This window comes from Burkholderia pyrrocinia, assembly GCF_001028665.1.
Lineage (GTDB): Bacteria > Pseudomonadota > Gammaproteobacteria > Burkholderiales > Burkholderiaceae > Burkholderia > Burkholderia pyrrocinia.
The window spans coordinates 415,081-433,250 of the sequence record NZ_CP011505.1 but is presented as its reverse complement, the minus strand read 5'-3'; the positions used below and the strand labels follow the sequence as shown (position 1 = coordinate 433,250).

The 18,170-nt window shown below is 65.4% G+C and carries 24 protein-coding genes; 11 read left to right on the top strand and 13 right to left on the bottom strand.

Annotation, left to right across the window (positions count from 1 at the left end; genetic code table 11):
- The first annotated feature begins 245 nt into the window (after window positions 1–245).
- Window positions 246–719, top strand: a complete 474-nt coding sequence (locus ABD05_RS32195) for a hypothetical protein (RefSeq protein ID WP_238594230.1) — start codon at window positions 246–248, stop codon at window positions 717–719.
- Between the two features lie 88 nt (window positions 720–807).
- On the opposite strand, the gene ABD05_RS32190 is transcribed toward ABD05_RS32195, so the two are convergent.
- The gene (locus ABD05_RS32190; RefSeq protein WP_047904205.1) at window positions 808–1,806 is read right to left on the bottom strand and encodes an ABC transporter substrate-binding protein; all 999 of its coding nucleotides are present in this window, start codon (window positions 1,804–1,806) and stop codon (window positions 808–810) included.
- 42 nt (window positions 1,807–1,848) lie between these two features.
- Window positions 1,849–2,193: a DUF3088 domain-containing protein gene (locus ABD05_RS32185; RefSeq protein ID WP_047904204.1), complete on the bottom strand. Its 345-nt coding sequence runs from the start codon at window positions 2,191–2,193 to the stop codon at window positions 1,849–1,851.
- A 487-nt stretch (window positions 2,194–2,680) separates the two neighbouring features.
- On the opposite strand from ABD05_RS32185, the gene ABD05_RS32175 reads away from it, so the two are divergent.
- Complete coding sequence (locus ABD05_RS32175) at window positions 2,681–3,865, top strand: porin (protein ID WP_047904663.1); 1,185 nt, start codon at window positions 2,681–2,683, stop codon at window positions 3,863–3,865.
- Between the two features lie 191 nt (window positions 3,866–4,056).
- Here the strand turns inward: ABD05_RS32175 and ABD05_RS39365 are convergent, their stop codons facing one another.
- Window positions 4,057–4,179, bottom strand: a complete 123-nt coding sequence (locus ABD05_RS39365) for a hypothetical protein (RefSeq protein WP_274521922.1) — start codon at window positions 4,177–4,179, stop codon at window positions 4,057–4,059.
- Between the two features lie 420 nt (window positions 4,180–4,599).
- Between ABD05_RS39365 and ABD05_RS32170 the strand changes: the two genes are divergently transcribed.
- Together ABD05_RS32170 and ABD05_RS32165 are read left to right on the top strand one after the other, a co-directional pair.
- Window positions 4,600–4,881 carry a helix-turn-helix domain-containing protein gene (locus tag ABD05_RS32170; protein WP_047904202.1) on the top strand — a complete coding sequence of 94 codons (282 nt, stop codon included), beginning with the start codon at window positions 4,600–4,602 and terminating at the stop codon, window positions 4,879–4,881.
- Window positions 4,874–6,175, top strand: coding sequence for a HipA domain-containing protein (locus tag ABD05_RS32165; protein ID WP_047904201.1), 1,302 nt, complete (start codon window positions 4,874–4,876; stop codon window positions 6,173–6,175). Before ABD05_RS32170 ends, ABD05_RS32165 begins: the two co-directional genes overlap by 8 nt.
- Window positions 6,176–6,414: 239 nt before the next feature.
- Here ABD05_RS32165 and ABD05_RS32160 read toward each other — a convergent pair whose 3' ends face one another.
- Together ABD05_RS32160 and ABD05_RS32155 are read right to left on the bottom strand one after the other, a co-directional pair.
- A complete protein-coding gene (locus ABD05_RS32160) occupies window positions 6,415–6,627 on the bottom strand; it encodes a twin transmembrane helix small protein (RefSeq protein ID WP_006489184.1) in 213 nt (70 codons plus the stop codon).
- Entirely contained in the window at window positions 6,624–6,974 is a 351-nt protein-coding gene (locus ABD05_RS32155; protein WP_047904200.1) for a hypothetical protein, read from the bottom strand. The genes ABD05_RS32160 and ABD05_RS32155 overlap by 4 nt, the downstream gene beginning before the upstream one ends.
- Before the next feature lie 242 nt (window positions 6,975–7,216).
- On the opposite strand from ABD05_RS32155, the gene ABD05_RS32150 reads away from it, so the two are divergent.
- Together ABD05_RS32150 and ABD05_RS32145 are read left to right on the top strand one after the other, a co-directional pair.
- A complete protein-coding gene (locus tag ABD05_RS32150; protein WP_047904199.1) occupies window positions 7,217–7,975 on the top strand; it encodes a YoaK family protein in 759 nt (252 codons plus the stop codon).
- Between the two features lie 86 nt (window positions 7,976–8,061).
- Window positions 8,062–8,247 carry a ribbon-helix-helix protein, CopG family gene (locus ABD05_RS32145; protein WP_021158209.1) on the top strand — a complete coding sequence of 62 codons (186 nt, stop codon included), beginning with the start codon at window positions 8,062–8,064 and terminating at the stop codon, window positions 8,245–8,247.
- A 44-nt stretch (window positions 8,248–8,291) separates the two neighbouring features.
- Here the strand turns inward: ABD05_RS32145 and ABD05_RS32140 are convergent, their stop codons facing one another.
- Both ABD05_RS32140 and ABD05_RS32135 read right to left on the bottom strand, forming a co-directional pair.
- Window positions 8,292–9,128 (bottom strand): spermine/spermidine synthase domain-containing protein, encoded by an 837-nt coding sequence (locus tag ABD05_RS32140; protein WP_047904198.1) that lies wholly within the window; start codon window positions 9,126–9,128, stop codon window positions 8,292–8,294.
- A gap of 41 nt (window positions 9,129–9,169) precedes the next feature.
- Window positions 9,170–9,514, bottom strand: coding sequence for a zinc ribbon domain-containing protein YjdM (locus ABD05_RS32135; RefSeq protein ID WP_031401187.1), 345 nt, complete (start codon window positions 9,512–9,514; stop codon window positions 9,170–9,172).
- A gap of 425 nt (window positions 9,515–9,939) precedes the next feature.
- Here ABD05_RS32135 and ABD05_RS32130 point away from each other — a divergent pair, with 425 nt between their 5' ends.
- The 3 genes from ABD05_RS32130 to ABD05_RS32120 all read left to right on the top strand — a co-directional run bounded on the left by ABD05_RS32130 (window position 9,940) and on the right by ABD05_RS32120 (window position 11,206).
- Window positions 9,940–10,191: an HPr family phosphocarrier protein gene (locus ABD05_RS32130; RefSeq protein WP_082146313.1), complete on the top strand. Its 252-nt coding sequence runs from the start codon at window positions 9,940–9,942 to the stop codon at window positions 10,189–10,191.
- 65 nt (window positions 10,192–10,256) lie between these two features.
- Window positions 10,257–10,478, top strand: coding sequence for a hypothetical protein (locus ABD05_RS32125; protein ID WP_047904196.1), 222 nt, complete (start codon window positions 10,257–10,259; stop codon window positions 10,476–10,478).
- A gap of 185 nt (window positions 10,479–10,663) precedes the next feature.
- Window positions 10,664–11,206 (top strand): carboxymuconolactone decarboxylase family protein, encoded by a 543-nt coding sequence (locus ABD05_RS32120; protein WP_047904195.1) that lies wholly within the window; start codon window positions 10,664–10,666, stop codon window positions 11,204–11,206.
- Between the two features lie 199 nt (window positions 11,207–11,405).
- Here the strand turns inward: ABD05_RS32120 and ABD05_RS32115 are convergent, their stop codons facing one another.
- The gene (locus ABD05_RS32115) at window positions 11,406–12,230 is read right to left on the bottom strand and encodes an MBL fold metallo-hydrolase (RefSeq protein WP_202967915.1); all 825 of its coding nucleotides are present in this window, start codon (window positions 12,228–12,230) and stop codon (window positions 11,406–11,408) included.
- A 160-nt stretch (window positions 12,231–12,390) separates the two neighbouring features.
- On the opposite strand from ABD05_RS32115, the gene ABD05_RS32110 reads away from it, so the two are divergent.
- On the top strand, window positions 12,391–13,104 hold the full coding sequence (locus tag ABD05_RS32110) for a helix-turn-helix domain-containing protein (protein WP_238594229.1): 714 nt from the start codon (window positions 12,391–12,393) through the stop codon (window positions 13,102–13,104).
- A 249-nt stretch (window positions 13,105–13,353) separates the two neighbouring features.
- Here the strand turns inward: ABD05_RS32110 and ABD05_RS32105 are convergent, their stop codons facing one another.
- From ABD05_RS32105 to ABD05_RS39135, 3 genes are all read right to left on the bottom strand, one after another.
- Window positions 13,354–13,740: a RidA family protein gene (locus ABD05_RS32105; RefSeq protein ID WP_047904194.1), complete on the bottom strand. Its 387-nt coding sequence runs from the start codon at window positions 13,738–13,740 to the stop codon at window positions 13,354–13,356.
- A gap of 726 nt (window positions 13,741–14,466) precedes the next feature.
- Window positions 14,467–15,468 (bottom strand): AraC family transcriptional regulator, encoded by a 1,002-nt coding sequence (locus ABD05_RS32100; RefSeq protein ID WP_047904193.1) that lies wholly within the window; start codon window positions 15,466–15,468, stop codon window positions 14,467–14,469.
- 409 nt (window positions 15,469–15,877) lie between these two features.
- A complete protein-coding gene (locus ABD05_RS39135) occupies window positions 15,878–16,018 on the bottom strand; it encodes a hypothetical protein (protein WP_175804844.1) in 141 nt (46 codons plus the stop codon).
- A gap of 59 nt (window positions 16,019–16,077) precedes the next feature.
- Here ABD05_RS39135 and ABD05_RS32095 point away from each other — a divergent pair, with 59 nt between their 5' ends.
- A complete protein-coding gene (locus ABD05_RS32095) occupies window positions 16,078–16,617 on the top strand; it encodes a GNAT family N-acetyltransferase (RefSeq protein WP_047904192.1) in 540 nt (179 codons plus the stop codon).
- Window positions 16,618–16,676: 59 nt separating this feature from the next.
- On the opposite strand, the gene ABD05_RS32090 is transcribed toward ABD05_RS32095, so the two are convergent.
- Window positions 16,677–17,159, bottom strand: a complete 483-nt coding sequence (locus tag ABD05_RS32090) for a DUF1641 domain-containing protein (RefSeq protein ID WP_047904660.1) — start codon at window positions 17,157–17,159, stop codon at window positions 16,677–16,679.
- A 434-nt stretch (window positions 17,160–17,593) separates the two neighbouring features.
- Window positions 17,594–18,106, bottom strand: coding sequence for a P-loop NTPase family protein (locus ABD05_RS32085; RefSeq protein ID WP_047904191.1), 513 nt, complete (start codon window positions 18,104–18,106; stop codon window positions 17,594–17,596).
- Window positions 18,107–18,170 lie beyond the last annotated feature (64 nt).

Genomic DNA, 18,170 nt, shown 5'->3' with positions numbered 1-18,170 from the left:
CGAGGCCGATTTTCGGGAAGCAGTCGAGCAGCCATTATCGTCATACGATAGCGAGAGGAATCAATTCAAGGGCTTACCCGTTCGTCGAGAAAGGGACGCTCGATTGTAGTGAATATCGAGGGATCCCAGCAGGCGGACCGGGTTTGAATCATACGCAAGCCGATTATCCGATTATTACCACGGCGCGATATTCCGGTGCGACTTAAAAATACGCCGGGACTCAGTACATTTGTTAAATAGCTTGAATGACCGACAAACGGCCGGCAATTTGCCTTACCATCCGGCCGTCATTCCGACTGATGCCGAACCCGGTCGACCGACCCTGGACGTCGGCGGTGGTTTCTATTTTTCAGGTGCTCGAACCGGGCGCCGATTTCATTCGAACGCTAGGACCGATCATGTTCCAGTCCCCGGGAGATTCCTTCGTCAACGGTTCGTTGCTGGGCCTGTGCGTCGAGGTTCCGCTCGCCGCGCTGGTTTCGCTCGCCATGCACGGCGTCGACTGGAACGGGCAGCGCGTGGCGATGCTCATCGCCACGCCGGTGCTGATCGCATGCATTGCGCTGCTGACCCGCCCGGTGGCATTCAGCACGGTATGGAAGCACAAACGCTCGCCTTTCGTGCTCGACGACAATGTTCGCGCATCGATCTACGGCCGGCTCTGCGGGATCGCGCTCGGGGTAGTGTTCGGCATCATGGTCGCGACGACGTTCTCGTGATCCGGTCGGGCCGGATCGCCCGACCCGGCCAGGTCTACGTCGAGCTTGAAGCCGTGAGATCACATAGGCTTCTTCTTGCCGCACCGCTTCACGCTGCGGCAACCACCGAGTTGAACGACGTATCCCAGAACGGCGCGACATTCGCCGGCCCGTCCAGCACGCCGATGCGAGCGAACACATCCGCGACCTGCTGATGCTGCGCCACCACGTCGGGCGTCACCGGCAGCAGCGCGTAGTCGTCGCTGCGCTGCTCGAACATCGCGACGAGATCGGCAACCGGCACGCGCGTCTCGCGGTTCTGCACGAGCGCATAGTCACGGAAATGGCCGTTCGCCCACGCATACGCGCGTCGAAACCGCAGCAGCAGATCGCCCGTCGCGGCACGACGGCGCGCATCGTCGAGCGTGCGCGGATTCGCGTAGACCGGAAAATTGCCCGACAGATAACCCTTCCCCGTCTTCAGCACGCGCGCGCCGTAGCGATTGCGCGCGAGCTGGCCGTTGTAGCCGTAGATCGCCCACGCGTCGATATCGCCGCGATCGTATGCGGACAACCCGTCGGTCGGCGACAGGTTGATCGGCTGGATGTCGTCGAAGCTCAAGCCGGCCTCCGCAAGCTGGCGATACAGGAAATAGTGCGACGTCGTCGCGCGCACGTAGCCGACGCGCTTTCCCTTCAGTTCCGCGATGCTGCGGATCGGCGTGTCCTTGCGCGCGAGCGTGACCTGGTTGTTCAGGTCTTCGCGTGCGCGGGAGATGAACCGCACATTGGCCTTCTGGCGCGCGGCGAACACCGCCGGAATTTCGCTGCCCGAACCGATATCGAGCGCGTCCGCATTGAGCGCCTCGATGTGCAGCACGCCGTTATTCAGTTCGCGCCATTCGATCCGGTACGGCGTGTCGTCGAGGCCGGCCGCCTGCAGCAGCGCGCGCCAGCCGCCCTTGTAGGTCGCGACGCGCAACGTCGTGCCGGCGAGATCGGCATTGACGGCCGGCGCGGCGAACGCGGCCCTTGCGGCCAACGGGGCCGACACGACCGCGGCACCGGCGAGCAGCAGGCGGCGGCGTGCCACCGAGATTGACGACATCGGATGCTCCTGTGAATCGGATAAACAGTGAAAAGCGTTGCGTCAGTGAAGCACCGGAAACCCGTGGCGCTCGGCCAACAGTTCGAGGATGCGCCGCGCGTCGGTGACGAAGCGCACGTCGCCGAGCGTCTGAGCGTCGTCCGGCGCCGGCCGGTCGCGGCCGAGCACGAGCACCGGCAGGCCCTGGTGCGCGTCGTCGAGCGCGTCGATCACCGCGTGCCGCGGCCGCTCGAAACCGATGCGCCGCACGTCGATGCGGCCGGCGCGGTCGGGCGCGCTCGCCAGCAGCCCTTCGATCGGCAGTCCATGCGGACAGACGAAGCGTTGGCCCGGATGCTTCGGATCGGTAAAGCCCGGTTCCAGCAAAAACAGCACATCGCGACTCATGTCGAACGGCTCCCGTGTTCGTTGTACGACCGGGACGAACGCGCACGTCGGCGCCCTCGCACTCCCGGAGCATGCCTGCCCGCGACCGGATGCCCGACTCTACCGTCACGCATCGCCCTGCCCTACCAACGTTTTGCGAAATCGATATGCGGTCGCGCATAACGCATCGGCCGTTCGCCGCACTGGGGGCCGTTGCATAAAAGCATCGCGAGGCGAGCCGCATGCGTTGCGGACATCGAACGATTTCATCGATCGATATGACGGCGGGCGCACGTTTCCGGCGCTCGACGTTCGCCGTCGGTGCGATGCGTTCGCCGCAGCATGCACGCCGGACGCGATCGCGCCGCACGCGTCGAGCGTGCGGCAATGCACATTACAAATCGGCCGCGCGGCGATTTACAAACCACAGATCGACCGTTCATCGCGGCGCCCGTCGTCAATAGCATCGTGATCCTCGCAGACGTAGTCATAAAAACAGAGGATGGTCATGATCAAAAAATCGGTAGTCCTGGGTTTGGTTTCGATCGGTTCGGTCAGCGCGCATGCGCAGAGTTCGGTCACGTTGTACGGCGTCGTCGATGCCGGTATCGCCTATACGAACAACCAGGGCGGTGCGAGCAACATCCAGCAGACGAGCGGCAAGCTGAGCGGCAGCCGCTGGGGCCTGAAAGGCGCGGAGGATCTCGGCGGCGGCCTGCAGGCGGTCTTCACGCTCGAAAGCGGGTTCCGGCCGAGCGACGGCGGGCTCGGCCAGGGCGGCCGCCTGTTCGGCCGCTCCGCGTACGTGGGCCTCGCGAAGAAGGGCCTCGGCACGCTGACGTTCGGCCGCCAGTACGAGCCGATCACCGATCTCGTCGCGCAGTACTCGGGGTCCGGCTTCTGGTCGCCGGCCACGCACGTCGGCGACAACGACAACCTGAACCAGAGCTTCCGGCTGAACAACGCGGTGAAGTTCCGCAGCGACACGATCGCCGGCTTCACGGCCGACCTGCTCTATGCGTTCAGCAACCAGGCGAACGGCGGCGCGGGCACCGGTTTCTCGAACAACAACGCGTGGGGCGTGTCGGCGAACTATGTAAATGGCCCGCTGTCGGTCGGCGGCGGCTACGTGCGGCTCAATCATCCGAACGCGACGTCGAATACGAGCGGCGCGGTGGGCGGCGCGACCTCGACCACCGGCAACGACTATAGCGGCGCGTTCTTCTACGGGCTGAACGGCGGCGTGCTCAAGCAGCAGATCGGCGCCGTGGGCGCGAACTACGCGCTCGGCCGCGCGACGCTCGGCTTCACGTGGAGCCACACGCAGCTCGACTACGTCGACGGCTCGTCACGCAAGTTCAACAACTACGACGCGAACGCGCGCTACCAGATCACGCCGGCGGCCACGCTGATCGGCGTCTATACGTTCACCGACGGGCGCGCGAGCGGCCTGCCGGGCACCGGCGGCCAGACGCTGAAGCCGCGCTGGCACCAGTTCACGCTCGGGTTCGACTACGCGTTGTCGAAGCGCACCGATATCTACCTGTCCGGCATCTACCAGCTCGCGGCCGGCGATCCGAGTACGGCGACGTCGGGCGGCTATCGCAAGGTCGCGGCGATCTCGAACATCGGCAGCGCGTCGTCGACGAACCGCCAGGTCGCGCTCGTCAGCGGGCTGCGCGTGAAGTTCTGACGGCACGCGCATCGGGCGCCGCGCGATAAGCAAAGCGGGAATCGTTGTTTGCCGCGTCGCGCCCGGTTGCCGGACTGCGTCAACGAAGCGATTCGGAGACGTTTATCTGCTGCGGTCATAAAGATCGCTGCTCGGGCATACGCACGGCAACAGGCGGTTGCGCCGCGCGCAAAACCGTCCGCTCGGGGCCATCACAATTCCATCGGCCGGGTCGGCACGACGAAAGAGAGGCTGTAGCCGGTCTCGTCAAAGACTTCGAGACTGTCGTCGTCGAACAGGCTTCGCATCAGTTTTTCGAGTTCTTGGACGGTCATGGATTCATGTCGATCGGGTGACGCGTCACGGAATGGACTGATGTGCCGCGGTCATTCTAACGATGTCGACGCGCTGCCGACCGCTGCACGGCGGCGTTGACGCGCGCTGCACGATCGTCAGGCAGACGTGCACGCTCATGTCGGTCCGGACAAGCACAACGTAGCGTCAGCGTCGCTGCACGCCGTATCGTTCCCGGGTTGCACGCGCGGCCGGCTTCGTCCTGCGCGCCAATCACGTATCCGCCCGGATACGGAAATGCCGTTGCCAGCGATTTCAAGCCATTTGGTTCCCGCTCAGGAACGAAACAACCATCCAGCCACCTGCGAGGCGCTTCCGTTTCCGAACGGATACGAATCAATGCCCGAACCCGCGAGTTGTGCAATACTGTTCCCGCTCAGATACGAAGCACGGAGAACATCATGCCGGAGACTCGGTCCGTCAACACGATCGGCGCCCTCGCCAACCTCATTCGCGCCGTGCGGCTCCAGCAGGGGTTCACGCGGGACGAGCTCGCGAACGCCACGGGGCTCTCGCCGAAATTCATCAGCCAGGTGGAAGCCGGGAAGCCGACCGCGCAAATCGGCAAGGTGCTGCTGCTGCTCGGCGAACTGGGCGTGAGCCTGTTCGCGGAGTCGTCGATCGAGATTTCGGCGGAAAACGCGCTCAAGGCCGCTCAACGCCGCAGGAGCAGCCATGGCTAGAACACTGATCGCGTCCGCGAACGGGCTGCGCATGGGCAGGCTGACCGACGACAAGGGCGTCTGGTCGTTCACGTACGACGCGCAGTGGCTGGCCTCGCCGCGCGCGTACCCGCTGTCGCCCGCATTCGCGCTGCGCGCCGACACCTTCACCGACGGCTCGACCGATCGCCCGGTCCAGTGGTTCTTCGACAACCTGCTGCCCGAAGAAGGCATGCGGACGTCGCTCGCGCGCGAAGCGAAGGTCGATGCCGCCGATGCGTGGGGCCTGCTCGCGTATTTCGGGCGCGAATCGGCCGGCGCGCTCACGCTGCTGGCCGAAGGCGAACAGGAGGCCGCCGGCAGCATGCAGCCGCTTGCGCTCGACGAACTCGAGCGTCGCATCCAGGCCATGCCCGAGCGCGCGCTGACGGCCACCGCGCCCAAGCGCATGTCGGCGGCCGGCGCGCAGCAGAAGCTGCTGCTGATCCTGCGCGGCGACGCGCCGGACTACGCGCTGTTCGAACCGGTCGGCAGCGAGCCGTCGATGCATCTGCTGAAGCCGGACATGCGCGCCGCCGGCTATCCGCATTCGGCGATCAACGAATTCTTCTGCATGAAGCTCGCGAAGCGCATGGGCCTCGACGTCCCGGACGTGCATTTTCTTCGTGTGCCGTCCGCGTGCTACGTGATCGACCGCTTCGACCGCGATACCGCGTCGGAGCCGGCCGGACGCCTGCACACGATCGATGCGATGCAGTTGCTGAACTACGATCGCGGCTTCAAGTATCAGCGCGCGAACGCGGAGGAGCTCGGCCGCGCGATCGGGCAGACCAGCACGCGCGCACTCGCGCGCCTGTCGGTGTTCCGCTGGACGATCTTCAACGTGGTGGTCGGCAATGGCGACGCGCACCTGAAGAACCTGTCGTTCTTCGTCGACGCGCGCGGCTACCGGCTTGCGCCGTTCTACGACATCGTCAGCACGGTCGTCTATCACACGCCCACGCACCGGCCCGACCATCGCGGCGATCACTGGCCGCACTGCGAACTGACGATGCCGCTCGGCACGGCGACGCGGTTCTCCGACATCGACGTGAACGCGCTGGTCGCGTTCGGCAACGCGCTCGGGCTCAAGGACAAGGCGGCCGAAAACGAGCTTCGGCGCTTTCTCGAACCGCTCGATCGCAGCGTCGCGCAGACGCTCGATGAAGTGCGCGAGATCGCCCGCCCCGATGCCGGGGAAATCCGCCTGCTGAACTCGATTGCGTCGATGCCGATCGCGGAGATGAGCCGCGCGCTTCGCCGGACTCACGGATAGGCGGCTGCGCGCGGGTAGCGCGGCGGAAGAGTGCCGCTGCCCTCGCCGGTGCACGCGCACCGGGCTGCGATTTCATCGCGGCCCGGTGATACGAAATGACCGTTTCGACGTTGCAATCCCACCGGTCGCCTTAATTCATATCAATCGCATCAGGATAAGTATTCTTATCACAACACCTCGATTACTGAATCAAACTTGCATTTACGAAAACGCCCCGCATGCAACGGGGCATGCCCTGCTCAACGCCCGATCGGCAACCCGGTCGGTTCGATCCAGCCGAGCTTGTACGCGATCAGCAGCGACAGAAACAGCGTGACCGACAGCCCGACGCGTGCCGCGAGCGACCACGCCATCCGCTTGGACTTGCCGCGATCGTGATTCATGAAATACAGCGCGAAAATCAGGCTCGCGATGATCATCGCGAATGCCACAGAAACCAGCAGAGTTTTCATGGGTGTTGCCTTTGAAGATCCGAATCGGCCTGAATCAGTTCGGCCAGTTTTTGTCGTTCGTCCGCGATGTCGCCGACGCCTGACGCCGGCCAGTCCAGCGCGACGCCGTTGCCCAGCGAATCGCGCACGAGTGTCTGGTAGCGCCGGTCGTTGATCCGGCCGTGGTCCATCGCTTCCGAGATCTCGTGCCGGAACGGCAGCGGGAAACTCGCGTACGCACGCGACAGCGCCGCATATTGTCTCGCATCGATCTCTTTCGACGATGGTATGACAGTCCAGATCACCACGGCCACGATGGCCGTGAAAGGGATCGCCGTGTAGCGAAGAATGAACTTGGTCGGGGTCATGAAGCGGTGGCCAGAAGTGATCGCGAACGCAGGCCGAGCGGCAGTGAGACCGCAGGCCGGCTGCACGTCGCGCCATTGTACTGAAAGCGCCATCCGGCTAACAGAGTATGATAATGGCATTATCATGTTCGTCACATGATTCGAGAGACCCGGTGCCCGGTGCAGGCGGCCTGCCCGCGCGGCTGTCCGGCGCCGGTCTAGCCGTCCGTGCCCGCGATCCGCGGCGATTGAGCGAAGCCCCTATGCCAGCGCAGTACTTTCGAAACCTGACCGGAAAACACCGCAGCGCGACCGCGAACCGTCAGCTCGGGTTTTCGCTCGCGTTCGTCGCCGGCGCGGCCAATGCCGGCGGCTTCCTCGCGGTCAGGCAATACACGTCGCACATGACCGGCATCGTGTCGGCGATCGCCGACCAGACGGCGCTCGGCGACGTGCGGCTCGCGCTGGCCGGCATCAGCTCGCTGGGGTCGTTCCTGATCGGTGCGAGCTGCTCGGCGATCCTCGTCAACTGGGGCCGCCGCCGCGGCCTGCACAGCCAGTTCATGCTGCCGCTGCTCGTCGAGGCCGCGCTGCTGCTCCTGTTCGGGCTGCTCGGCAGCCACCTCGCGCTGTGGGAAACGTTCTTCGTGCCGGTGACCGTGACGCTGCTGTGTTTCATCATGGGGCTGCAGAACGCGACGATCACGAAACTGTCGGGCGCGGAGATCCGCACGACGCACATGACCGGCATCGTGACCGACCTCGGCATCGAGCTCGGCAAGCTGTTCTACTGGAACCGGTCGGCCGTCGACGTCGACGCGCATGCGGTGATCGCCAACCGCTCGAAACTGAGGATTCACGCGACGATGCTCGCGTCGTTCTTCGTCGGCGGCCTGGCCGGCGCGATCGGCTTCAAGCATGTCGGCTACGTGTCGACCGTGCCGCTCGCCGCCGTGCTCGTCACGCTCGCGATCGTCCCCGTGATCGACGACCTGCTCGCGCTGCTCCGCAGCAGGCGCTGATCGGACGCGAGGATGGCACTCCGGCGGCGGCGCCGAAAGCGGATCGATTATAATTTGATTAACATACCGACCACGCTCGCCTCGCAATGGAAACGAAAACCGCCCGCCTGACCGTCCTGATCGACCCCGCGAAGAAAGAAGCCTTCGAGATGCTCTGTGCGGAGCAGGATCTCACGCCGTCGCAAGTCGTGCGGCAGTTGATCCGCGAGTATCTCGACCGGCACGGCGTGACGTACAAGACCAAGAGCGCGCTCGGCAAGCGCGTGAAGTAAGCGCGGCCGCGCAGGCCGCGCCCGCGGCGCCGGTTACGAGCCTGTTACGCGCCGATTTCCCATCGCCCGTGCGATTGCGCACGCCGGACCAGCCGCTGCGGATCGACGCCTTCCCCGGCCTTCATGCGCCTTGCGGTGGCCGCCAGCTTGAGCTCGCCCGCCTGCGCACACGCGAGCGCGCGTTCGAGCAGGATGCGCAGCGACGGCAGCCGGCGGTCGTCCTTCCACGCGAACGCGACGAAGTTGTTGTCGTCGCCGCACGGCACCAGCGCATACGACGCACCGAACACCGCTCGCAGTTGCTCGAGATGCTGCGGCAGCGCCGGGTTGTCGTCCATCAGGTTGATCGCCAGCACGCCTGATTCGCTCAGGCGCGCGCGGCACGCGTCGAGGAATGCGGCGCCGGTACACCGGCCCGGCGTGCCGTCGGCGACAAACACGTCGTGCAGGATCACGTCCGTCCGGACGTCCGCCCGCGCCACATGATCCGCGCCGTCGGCGCACACCACCGCGAACCGCGCATCATCGGCAGGAATCCTGAACACGTCGCGCAGCGCGATCACGTCCGGATTGATCTCGACCGCGTCGATCGCCGTGCCGGGCAGGTGCCGGTAGCAGTACTTCGCGAGCGAGCCGCCGCCGAGCCCGAGCATGCAGATATGTGCAGGCTCGGGCTGCAGCAGCAGAAAGCCCATCATCACGCGCGTATAGCCGAGCTCGAGCCGGGCCGGATCCCTGAGCGACATGAAGCTCTGCGTACCGAAATGATCGAAGTGCAGCGAGAGCGCGTGCCGCGTCTCCAGCACGAAAGGCCGGCCGTCGTTCAGCGGCGTCGCCAGGAATCTGACGAACGCTTCGTAGGAAGTGCGATCCTCGATCATGCTCGGGTAGTCGGTTGGGAACGGACGATCGCAGTGTACGCTCAGACCTTCTTCAGATAGCAGGCCTTCAGCATGAAGCCGCCCATGTCGGTCTTGCAGTCGACTTCGTGATCGCCGCCGACGAGCCGGATGCTCTTCACCTTGGTGCCCATCTTCAGCGTGATCGACGAGCCCTTCACGCGCAAGTCCTTGATCAGCACGACCGAATCGCCGTCCGACAGCACGTTGCCGTTCGCGTCCTTGACGACGTCGCCCGCCGGCTCGTCGCCCGCTTCGGCGCCGGCGCCGGCCGACCATTCATGGCCGCAGTCCGCGCACACGGTCAGCGTGCCGTCCGGGTAGGTGTTTTCCATCGCGCATTGCGGGCAGGCGGGGGCGGCGTTCATTGCAGATTCCATTCGGGAGGCGTTCGGGTCGGTCGAAAAGAAATGCCGGGCGAGCAGGCTCCGCGCCCGGGCAAGTGTGGCCGGGCACGCCCGCCAAAGGAGCAGCGGACCGGCATCAGCGCACACGACATTATAATGCAATACACATAACCTGACCTATGCATTATAATCCCCCACTTCGCGACATTCAGCGAACTTGAAGGCAGCTTCCGTGAGGATGCCGGCATGTTCGCATCGAATGGCGCACCTCGACCACCCGATCGACGCCCCGCGCCCCTGCGGGAAATCGTGAAAGGCCAGCCGGCCGATGTACGCGACACGCATCGCAAAACCGCGTTTCGCGCGCCCCCCGGTGCGTTGCCGGCCCGGCACCGCGTACCGCCCGACCACCCGTCCGGAGGCTTTCCAGCATCGTGGCAACCGTTGTGTACGTTCAAATCGGCCCCGCGTGGAACCGCAACCGCGGTTGCGCCGCACGAGACGCGGCCGTCGACGCGGCACGCCGCTTCGAAAGCGACATCCTGCTGATCGCGAACGGGCATGGCGAGAACGCGAAGGACGGCGCCGCCATCGCAGCGCTGCAGGTACACGGCGGCACGTCGGCCCAGGTGCTGGCCACCGGCCCCGACGAGGAAGCGGCGCTGCACGCGCTGATTCCGTTGCTGCAGGCGCGCTGACGCTTGCACCGCCACTCTCGCGGCATCGCGCCGCCCACCCCGAATCTCCATTCTCCGAGGAAGCGATGAGCGACAACGACACGTCCAACACCCCCAACCTGTCAGCCTCCGCAATCTGGGCGCTCGAACGCCTCGCCGACGTTCGCTACGGACGCGATGCGCCGGCGCTCGGCTGGTCGATCGCACGGGAGCTCGTCAGCGCGGGTTTCGTCAGCCATCCCGTGCACGGCCGCTCCGGCGCGTCGATCACGGCCGAAGGGCGGACCTTCCTGAAAAGCCGGAAGTAGAGCGCCGGTGAGCCGCGAGGCCCGGGGCGGGCGACGGCTGCCGGCGATCGGGAACTGCCGCGCAGTCGATTGATACTTTTGAGCATTGATTTTGCGATTTTGCGTCTTACGAGGATCAGTCTGCGCTTCTAAAGTGGAGTCACCCCGAACGAACGGGCGTCAACTTTCCGATCAAGGAGCCAGTCATGAGCCGCATCGCCATCCCCGCCATCGAATCCGCCACCGGCGCGACCGCCGACGTCTACGCACAAGTCCGCAAGGTCGCCGGCGGCACCGTCCCCAACCTGTTCGCCGCCGTCGGCCATCTCGCGCCGAACGCGCTCGCGGCCGTGCTCAACGCCGAAGGCGTGCTCGCCGGCGGCACGCTGAGCAAGCAGGATCTCGAAACGATCAAGTTGCTCGTCAGCGCCGACACCGGCTGTGACTACTGCGTCGCCGCGCACAACCTGCTCGGCAAGATGACCGGCCTGTCGGCCGACGCGCTGCGCGCGATCCGCTCGGCCCAGCCGAACACCGGCGACGCGACGCGCGACGCGCTGATCCGCTTCGTGCTGAACCTGCAACGGACCAGCGGCACGATCACCGACGACGAATTCGCGTCGATCCGCGAAGCCGGCTACACGGACCCACAACTCGCGGAAATCTCGCTCGCGATCGCGCTGACGATCTTCACCAACACGTTCAACCGCATCAACGACACGGTCGTCGATTTCCCGCCCGTGAAGTAATCGGTAGCGCCGGCATTCGGGACGGCATGCGGTTCCGATGCCGGCCCTCTCTCATGGAACGCGCGACGGCCAAACTGATCGCGAGCGGCCAGGCTGCCCGCTCGATCCGCTGAGGCGCGTGAGGCAGCGTCGCATTCCGATCGATATCGTGATCGATCCACAACGTCGCGCGTTCGTCGTTGACGAGTTCGTCAACGTGTCACTCAACGCCAACGGGATGAAACGCGAAGCCGTCACCACCCGCCGTCACGCTCCCGATACCGGGGAAATCCAGATGGGCGCCAGCCACGTAATAATGCGGCCGTGCCGCACGCTCCAGAAGTGCCAATCGTGTATCGCGAGCCCTCGACTGATTGCTGTCGAATTCCCATGAAATCTCGGGGCGCCCGAACTGCACCGACGGCACGTGGATAATGTCGCCCCACACCAGCAAGCGCCCGACACTGCTTGCCGCTTCGTATGCGGTGTGTCCGGGAGAATGCCCGGTCGCGCGAACCGCAGTGATCCGGTCGCTCACGGCGAAATTGTCCGTAACCGGCGTGACGCGATCCCGCAGCCGGGCCAACCGGCCGGTAAATTCCGGGATTTCCTCCGGGCCGACGAGGATTCTCTTCGCTTGCGGAAATGCGTCCGAACCGTCCGGTGCGATCAGGCCGTTCACATGATCCTCATGCGTGTGCGTCAGCAACACGTCCGTGATACTGGACCTGTCGATCCCGGCTTCAGCGACACCATCCACCAGTTCTCCCATCGTGGGATACCACGTGTTCGACGCGCCGGTGTCGACGATGACGGACCGTTCGCCGTCAATGATGACGAACGCATTGACCGACAGTCGCAATTGGTTGTCGACCAGATGCGTCCCGACGGGCGGCTGGTCGAAAGTCCCCCCGCCGACTTGCCGGAGCCTCGTGGCAGGCATATCGACGTATCCGTCGCGGAGCGCAACGATCTTCAGATCGCCAAACTGGAAGGATGCGAAGTTCCGGCCTTTTGCAATCAGCTTCATCGTGTTCGTGTCCATGCTCGCCGCCCCTCAAAATCAGATAATTGACCCATCAATGGGTGGAATAATATCTACCATAGGAGACGCAAGCAAGCGTACGGCCCGGGGGCAACGTTCAGCCGTCAGTACGGCCGCCCTGGCTGCGCATCCCGGCCCGTACCAATAGTCCTTCCAGACGATGCGTGCCCACGAGCGCAGCAAGACGCATCTTCCGAGCTTGATTGTTTCTTCTATGGTGGATGATAATATCCGTTTGTCGATTCGACTCATCACGGGAAAGGAACCTATGCCGCAGGGACAAGACGCCGAATCGAGCACGGCGGACGAGAATGACTCGCTCTCGCGTGCCTTTGGGGGCCGTGTTCGCGGATTGCGGGAAGCTTCCGGGTTGACGCTGGAGCAACTGTCGCAACTTTCGGGGGTCAGCCGTGCCATGCTCTCCAAGGTTGAGCGCGGGGAGAAGAGCCCGACGATCGGCATCGCAACGAGAATCGCGCACAGCCTTCAATCGTCGCTGACGGAACTGGTCGGGGGCGATCAACCCGGAGGCAGTACGGTGGTCATGCGCAGGGCGGCACGCCCGGTCTTTCGCGACCCCGAAACGGGTTTTGAACGGCACATCGTTTCGCCAGCGACAGGCGGCAGCCGCGTGGAGCTCATCTATCACTACCTTCCCGCCGGCGTGGCGACCGGCCTGCTTCCCGGATACCCGCCCGGGGTGGAGAAACAGATCGTCGTGACGATCGGAAATCTCGTCGTGGAGTTCAGGACAAGGAAGGAATATCTGGGACCAGGCGACTCGCTGTTCTTCCAGGCCGACGTCGAGCACGGTTTCGTCAATCAGACGGCGGAGCCGTGCGGCTATTTCATGGTCATTTCTCGCCGCACCTAGCCCGCCCGTCCTGCCAAGCCGCATCGATACCGTTGTGTCCGGTCGTTCGGCGGATCGTCGCGGCAATCCGCGTTGAACCGGCACGCGCGCGGCTGTTCGCCGGTGCCGCGGTTGCGCGGACGGCTTGCCGACAGACGAGCCGTGGCAGGCGCACGACGACTGCCACGGCTCGCGATGGACACCAACGCCTGGTCAAGCGCCGAACACGGCTCAACGGATGTCCGCCGCCCGACCAGAACCGACATTGCGTCAGCGGGCCGCGACCGCCTGAATCTCCACCAGAAGATTGGACTCGGCCAGCCCCGCGACGATGACCATCGTGGTTGCAGCAGCGTGCCCCGCAAATCGCCGTTCGCGCTCCTTGCGGAAGAACGGCACGAGGTCCGGGCTCGTGATGAAGCCGTCGACCTTGACCAGATCCTTCGCGGTCATCCCGGCATCGGCCAGCACGGCCAGAAGGTTATCCCACGCCAACTCGGTTTGCCGCTCCGGATCGTCCGGAACGACACCGTCCGCCGTCACGCCTACTTGACCGGAAGCATACAGCCAGCGTGCGTCACCGGGCACCGAAGCGCCCTGACTGTAGCAGGAGAACGGCGGCGCCATGCTGGCCGGATTGTGCAATTTGATGCTCATCGCTAACTCCTTCGAATACCCGATTGAAGACAAACAACACATCCATTTCGCGCCGGCGGCTACCTTTTATCCCGCCGGTCGGCACCGATCGATCTGGCAGACATTCATAAGCACTGCAAAATACGATGCAGCCATCCGTGGAGGGACCGGATCAGATCTCCTCGGACATTCCTGCTGCCTGCGGCCAACCATTCGAGAAGATTTCGACGCGCAACGACTGGCACCCCGGAGATTAAATCTCCTATAGAAGAAAGTCAACGCGAATCCGAATTTACAGGGCCCCTCATGCGAGGCCCTCCGGGCGGCCATACGACGCGATCCGGCGTCCCGTCACACTCAAAGCCTATGACCCGTATCTCCCACGGGCTTGCCCAGCTTCCTGCAACCAACGCGATTCCGCTGGCTGCCCCGCCCGGGCTTACGTGCAGCCGAACAGCCCCCCGCAGCGCCTGCCGCCGTTGTTTGCATCCGCCAGGCCGCTCTTCCAAAGGAGAATACGTTTCCCGCAACGCAATCGGTGCCCGCTGGGGCCGCGGCCTGGATTCTCGACGTCGATTGCGCTCGTTTCGGTTCGCGCATAGGCCTTGTTCTTCGCCGGCACACCGTTCGTTCCGGCAACAGTCGGTGTGAACCGAAAGCCGGTTGAGCTGCGACCCGGTAGAGCGTCATGTCAGCCCGCGACGGCTGTCAGGGCCAACGACACCCGATGCGATGCCCCCTTCCCGCCTACTCCGCGTCGTCGGCAACACCGTCGTCCGCTGCTGCCGCATCTCGTCGATCGCCGAACGCCTGGCGCCGCCAGTCGCCGGGCGTCATCCCCGCCCAGCGCGTGAACACGCGCCGAAACGCGGCGACCGACTGGTAACCGACGTCGGCCGACACGGCCTCGGCGCTGGCCGACGGCTGGCGCAGCGCATTCGCGGCGAGGCTCATCCGGATGTCGGTCAGCAGGTCGGCGGCCGAGTGCCCGAGCTTCGACTGGAAATGACGCATGAAGGTCGCGCGCGACATGCTGCACAGCGCGGCCAGGTCGGGCAGCGTCCACGGCCTCGCCGGATCGTCGAGCATCGCGACGATCGCGGGCGCGAGGCGCGGATGGCCGGCCAGCGCCAGCAAGCCGGTCGGCGCCTGCCCCGATTCGCTGATCGCGCGCAGCGCGAGCGCGAACAGCGCCGCCGACAGTGCGTTCAGGATCGCGAGGCCGCCGAGCTGCTGCTCGAGCGATTCCGCACGCATCAGTTCCACGAGTGCAGTCAGCCGCGCGGTCGCGGCCAGCGCATCGGGCGTCCGGCTGTCCGCCGCCGCGCGCACGACGAGATCCGACGGCAGGTGACGCCGGATCAGCCGGTCGTGCGGCGGCGCGACCACGAAACGCCCGCACAACATGTCCAGCCGCGCCCCCGTGCCCGCGTTCTCGCCGATGAAAACGTGACCGCCGGGCCGCTTGATCGCCGGCACCGGCGGCAGCCCGCTGCCGTCGTGCAGCACGTGCGGGGAGCCGTGCGGCAACAGCACGAGGTCGCCGCCGCCGAGCTCGTGCACCGTGCCGTCGTCGGGATTCTCGAGGATCGCGCGGCCGCGCAGCACGACGTGATACGGGATCTCGCGCGCGGGCGAGCGCTCGTACGCGATCGCCCACGGCGCGCCGAACGCGCAGCGGATTTCCAGCTTCCCCGTGACCGTGACGAGCGCCATGAAGCGGCTGAGCCAGTCGGATTCGAGCGTCATGATGAGAGGTGGTGGCGAATCGGGAATGCGGCGCGCGCACGACGCGCGCCACGTGCAATCCCGATTATCGCGCGGGACGGTCGTGCAATCTCACCCGGCCGTGCCGCGGGCCGCGGCGGTGCGCCGCTGACGCGCCAAGACCGCACGACGTTCTACGGCGGCGATGCGCACGGGCACACGGACCATCCGTTTCATCGGGAAGCAGCGCTTGCGTGATGGCGGGCCTGCCGCTTGCGCGGGCGACGCGTCGGAACAGCATTCGCCGAATGCCGACCGCCGTGCCGTGCCATGCGCTACGGCGGATGAGAGGATCCTTGGCGGCGAAGGACGGTCTACTGGCCCGGGCCGTATGTCGCACCGTAGGTCGGCGTTGCGCGCACTCACCCGGGCGAGGGGTTTTGATATCATTTCAGCGCTCTGCCGTGCCGGCCGGGTGATCGCCGTCACCGATCCGTCGAAGCCGATGAAGCGCAACTTGTTCGTGATCGCGAACGTCGAGCCGCTCGACATGCCGATCACCGATGCGGCCGTAGTCGACGACCGTCGGCAACCCGGCATCGACGTGCCGGCCGCCCGGCCGCCCTGTTCTACGCCCTCCCGGAAACCGCGATGCCGCCCGTCTCCTCCCCGCCCGTTCTCGACACGCCGCGCCTCGTCCTCGAAGGCCATCCGCTCGGCGACTTCGACGCGCTCGCCGCGATGTGGACCGAGCCGGACGTCGTCGCGCACATCTTCAACGGCACCCCGCCCGCGCCGCGCGACTCGTGGATGCGCATGCTCGCGTATCGCGGGCTGTGGCCGCTGCTCGGTTACGGCTACTGGGCGATTCGCGAGAAGGCGTCGGGCCGTTATGTCGGCGATCTCGGCTTCGCCGATTTCCACCGGCTCATCGAGCCGTCGATTCGCGGCGTGCCGGAAGCCGGCTGGGCACTCGCGACATGGGCGCACGGCAAGGGCTACGCGACCGAGGCGCTCGCGGCCGCGCTCGCGTGGCTCGATGCGCAGCAGCGGTTCGAACGCAGCGTGTGCCTGATCGCGCCGACCAACGTCGCGTCGATCCGCGTGGCGGAGAAAGCCGGTTATGGGGATCCGGTGCGCATCCGCTTCAACGACGCCGATTCGTTGCTGTTTTCACGCGCGAGCCGGTGAGCGCAAGGCCGCGCACTCGCGCGCGGCCGACACACAATGCGGCGCCGTCTGCGGCGCTGTCACTTGCCCGCTGTCTTTTCGCCGAACGCCGCGACAGCCTGTTCCGGATCGCGCGCGAGCCCTTGCGCGAACACCTTCAAGCCTTCGAGCAACGGCGTCAACGCATCCCACAGCGCTTCGTCGTGCAGCAACCGGTACGCGCCGCGCACGCCGGGCGCAACGTGCTCGTGCTGTGCCGGCTGCCACGCGCCCACGTGATGCAGCGCATCCGCCGCCGCGAACACGGCCTTGCCGAACTGTTCGGGCGGAATGCGCGACAGCGCCATCAGCAGCACCGCGAGATTCTGCATGCCGCTCTGCATGCCCGGCTTGTCGAGCGCATCGACGAACGTGTCGGCCAGCCGCGCGTTCGCGGTGACGACCTCGTTCGCAAAATGCAGGAAACCATGCCGGTGCAGGCTGCCGAGCAGGTGTTCGAGCGCGTCGTGCGCACTGGGCTCCGCGTGCGGAGGCGTCATGTCGGGGGGCTGGCGTTCGGTCATCGCTTGTCTCCGGATGAGGCGCCACGTTGCCGTCAGGCCGGCAGCCATACGCGCGCCGAATGCGTGTCGTTCGTCGATCACCGCGTCGCCGGCGACAGCGATCGCATGGTTCGACAACGGGCCGGGCATCGGTCAAGCGCGGCATTCGCGCCGCACCGCGGCAACGCTTGGGCAGTCGCACGGCCAATATCCATACTAGCGCTCACGATCGTCTTCATGTCCGGTTCCGCCCGTGGTTCGTGGTGACCGGCGCGCCGGAACACGAACGACCCGGCAATCCGCGTGCCACCCCGCGGGGCGACCGCGCGACCCGGACGCATGCCGTGCGCCGGCGCCAGATCGACAACCGGCCAACGTTCGGGGGAATGTGCACGCAACGCACGGGTGCCACGCGGCGTGCCCGGGCAGCCCCGGTATCGTCAAGTCGCCTTCGTTCAGGTCGGCAACCGACCGGCAAACCGTGTGACATCATCGCGCGACCGAAGCATGATCCTGTCGCCGGCGAACCGATTGAACATGGCCTCGTGGCCAGCATGTGAACTTGATCCGCTGCGCGACCGGTAAGTCGCGGCCCAATCCTGCAACGCGGCAAACACCTCGGCGGAGCCGCCGCGTCGAATGCCGCGATGGCGAATATTGGCCACGCATTCGGCTTCGTCGATGCACAGCCAGATCAGCGCGCTCGCATCGCGCTTGACTTCGTCGACCAGCCAGCCGTAAATGCCTTCGATGACCCAGCGATCGGCGCCGGCAGCCTGTCGAACCAGCCGAATCGCGTCAGCCCGCTCGCGGGCAGCGTTGTATCCGCCCGGAAGCCAATGGATCGGATCGAGATCGATGCAGGCGGCGCCGATGTACGCGGCGATACGTTCCGCCAGCCAGCTTTTCCCCGAACCCGAGTTTCCGATGACGAGCGTCCGGCTCAGGTCCATCGCGCGCAAGCTCATGAAAGTCGTCCTTTGCGGCTTCGAATAACCATCCACGTTCATTGAAGAAACGACCGATGCAACT

Bases quoted from the DNA above. Each gene is read 5' to 3' on its own strand.
- ABD05_RS32190 (WP_047904205.1), bottom strand. From the start codon at position 1,806: ATGTCGTCAATCTCGGTGGCACGCCGCCGCCTGCTGCTCGCCGGTGCC.
- ABD05_RS32175 (WP_047904663.1), top strand. From the start codon at position 2,681: ATGATCAAAAAATCGGTAGTCCTGGGTTTGGTTTCGATCGGTTCGGTC.
- ABD05_RS32165 (WP_047904201.1), top strand. From the start codon at position 4,874: ATGGCTAGAACACTGATCGCGTCCGCGAACGGGCTGCGCATGGGCAGG.
- ABD05_RS32120 (WP_047904195.1), top strand. From the start codon at position 10,664: ATGAGCCGCATCGCCATCCCCGCCATCGAATCCGCCACCGGCGCGACC.
- ABD05_RS32150 (WP_047904199.1), top strand. From the start codon at position 7,217: ATGCCAGCGCAGTACTTTCGAAACCTGACCGGAAAACACCGCAGCGCG.
- ABD05_RS32160 (WP_006489184.1), bottom strand. From the start codon at position 6,627: ATGAAAACTCTGCTGGTTTCTGTGGCATTCGCGATGATCATCGCGAGC.
- ABD05_RS32095 (WP_047904192.1), top strand. From the start codon at position 16,078: ATGCCGCCCGTCTCCTCCCCGCCCGTTCTCGACACGCCGCGCCTCGTC.
- ABD05_RS39365 (WP_274521922.1), bottom strand. From the start codon at position 4,179: ATGACCGTCCAAGAACTCGAAAAACTGATGCGAAGCCTGTTCGACGAC.
- ABD05_RS32140 (WP_047904198.1), bottom strand. From the start codon at position 9,128: ATGATCGAGGATCGCACTTCCTACGAAGCGTTCGTCAGATTCCTGGCG.
- ABD05_RS32115 (WP_202967915.1), bottom strand. From the start codon at position 12,230: ATGGACACGAACACGATGAAGCTGATTGCAAAAGGCCGGAACTTCGCA.
- ABD05_RS32155 (WP_047904200.1), bottom strand. From the start codon at position 6,974: ATGACCCCGACCAAGTTCATTCTTCGCTACACGGCGATCCCTTTCACG.
- ABD05_RS32100 (WP_047904193.1), bottom strand. From the start codon at position 15,468: ATGACGCTCGAATCCGACTGGCTCAGCCGCTTCATGGCGCTCGTCACG.
- ABD05_RS32110 (WP_238594229.1), top strand. From the start codon at position 12,391: ATGCGTGCCCACGAGCGCAGCAAGACGCATCTTCCGAGCTTGATTGTT.
- ABD05_RS32145 (WP_021158209.1), top strand. From the start codon at position 8,062: ATGGAAACGAAAACCGCCCGCCTGACCGTCCTGATCGACCCCGCGAAG.
- ABD05_RS32090 (WP_047904660.1), bottom strand. From the start codon at position 17,159: ATGACCGAACGCCAGCCCCCCGACATGACGCCTCCGCACGCGGAGCCC.
- ABD05_RS32185 (WP_047904204.1), bottom strand. From the start codon at position 2,193: ATGAGTCGCGATGTGCTGTTTTTGCTGGAACCGGGCTTTACCGATCCG.
- ABD05_RS32135 (WP_031401187.1), bottom strand. From the start codon at position 9,514: ATGAACGCCGCCCCCGCCTGCCCGCAATGCGCGATGGAAAACACCTAC.
- ABD05_RS32195 (WP_238594230.1), top strand. From the start codon at position 246: ATGACCGACAAACGGCCGGCAATTTGCCTTACCATCCGGCCGTCATTC.
- ABD05_RS32170 (WP_047904202.1), top strand. From the start codon at position 4,600: ATGCCGGAGACTCGGTCCGTCAACACGATCGGCGCCCTCGCCAACCTC.
- ABD05_RS32105 (WP_047904194.1), bottom strand. From the start codon at position 13,740: ATGAGCATCAAATTGCACAATCCGGCCAGCATGGCGCCGCCGTTCTCC.
- ABD05_RS32085 (WP_047904191.1), bottom strand. From the start codon at position 18,106: ATGAGCTTGCGCGCGATGGACCTGAGCCGGACGCTCGTCATCGGAAAC.
- ABD05_RS32125 (WP_047904196.1), top strand. From the start codon at position 10,257: ATGAGCGACAACGACACGTCCAACACCCCCAACCTGTCAGCCTCCGCA.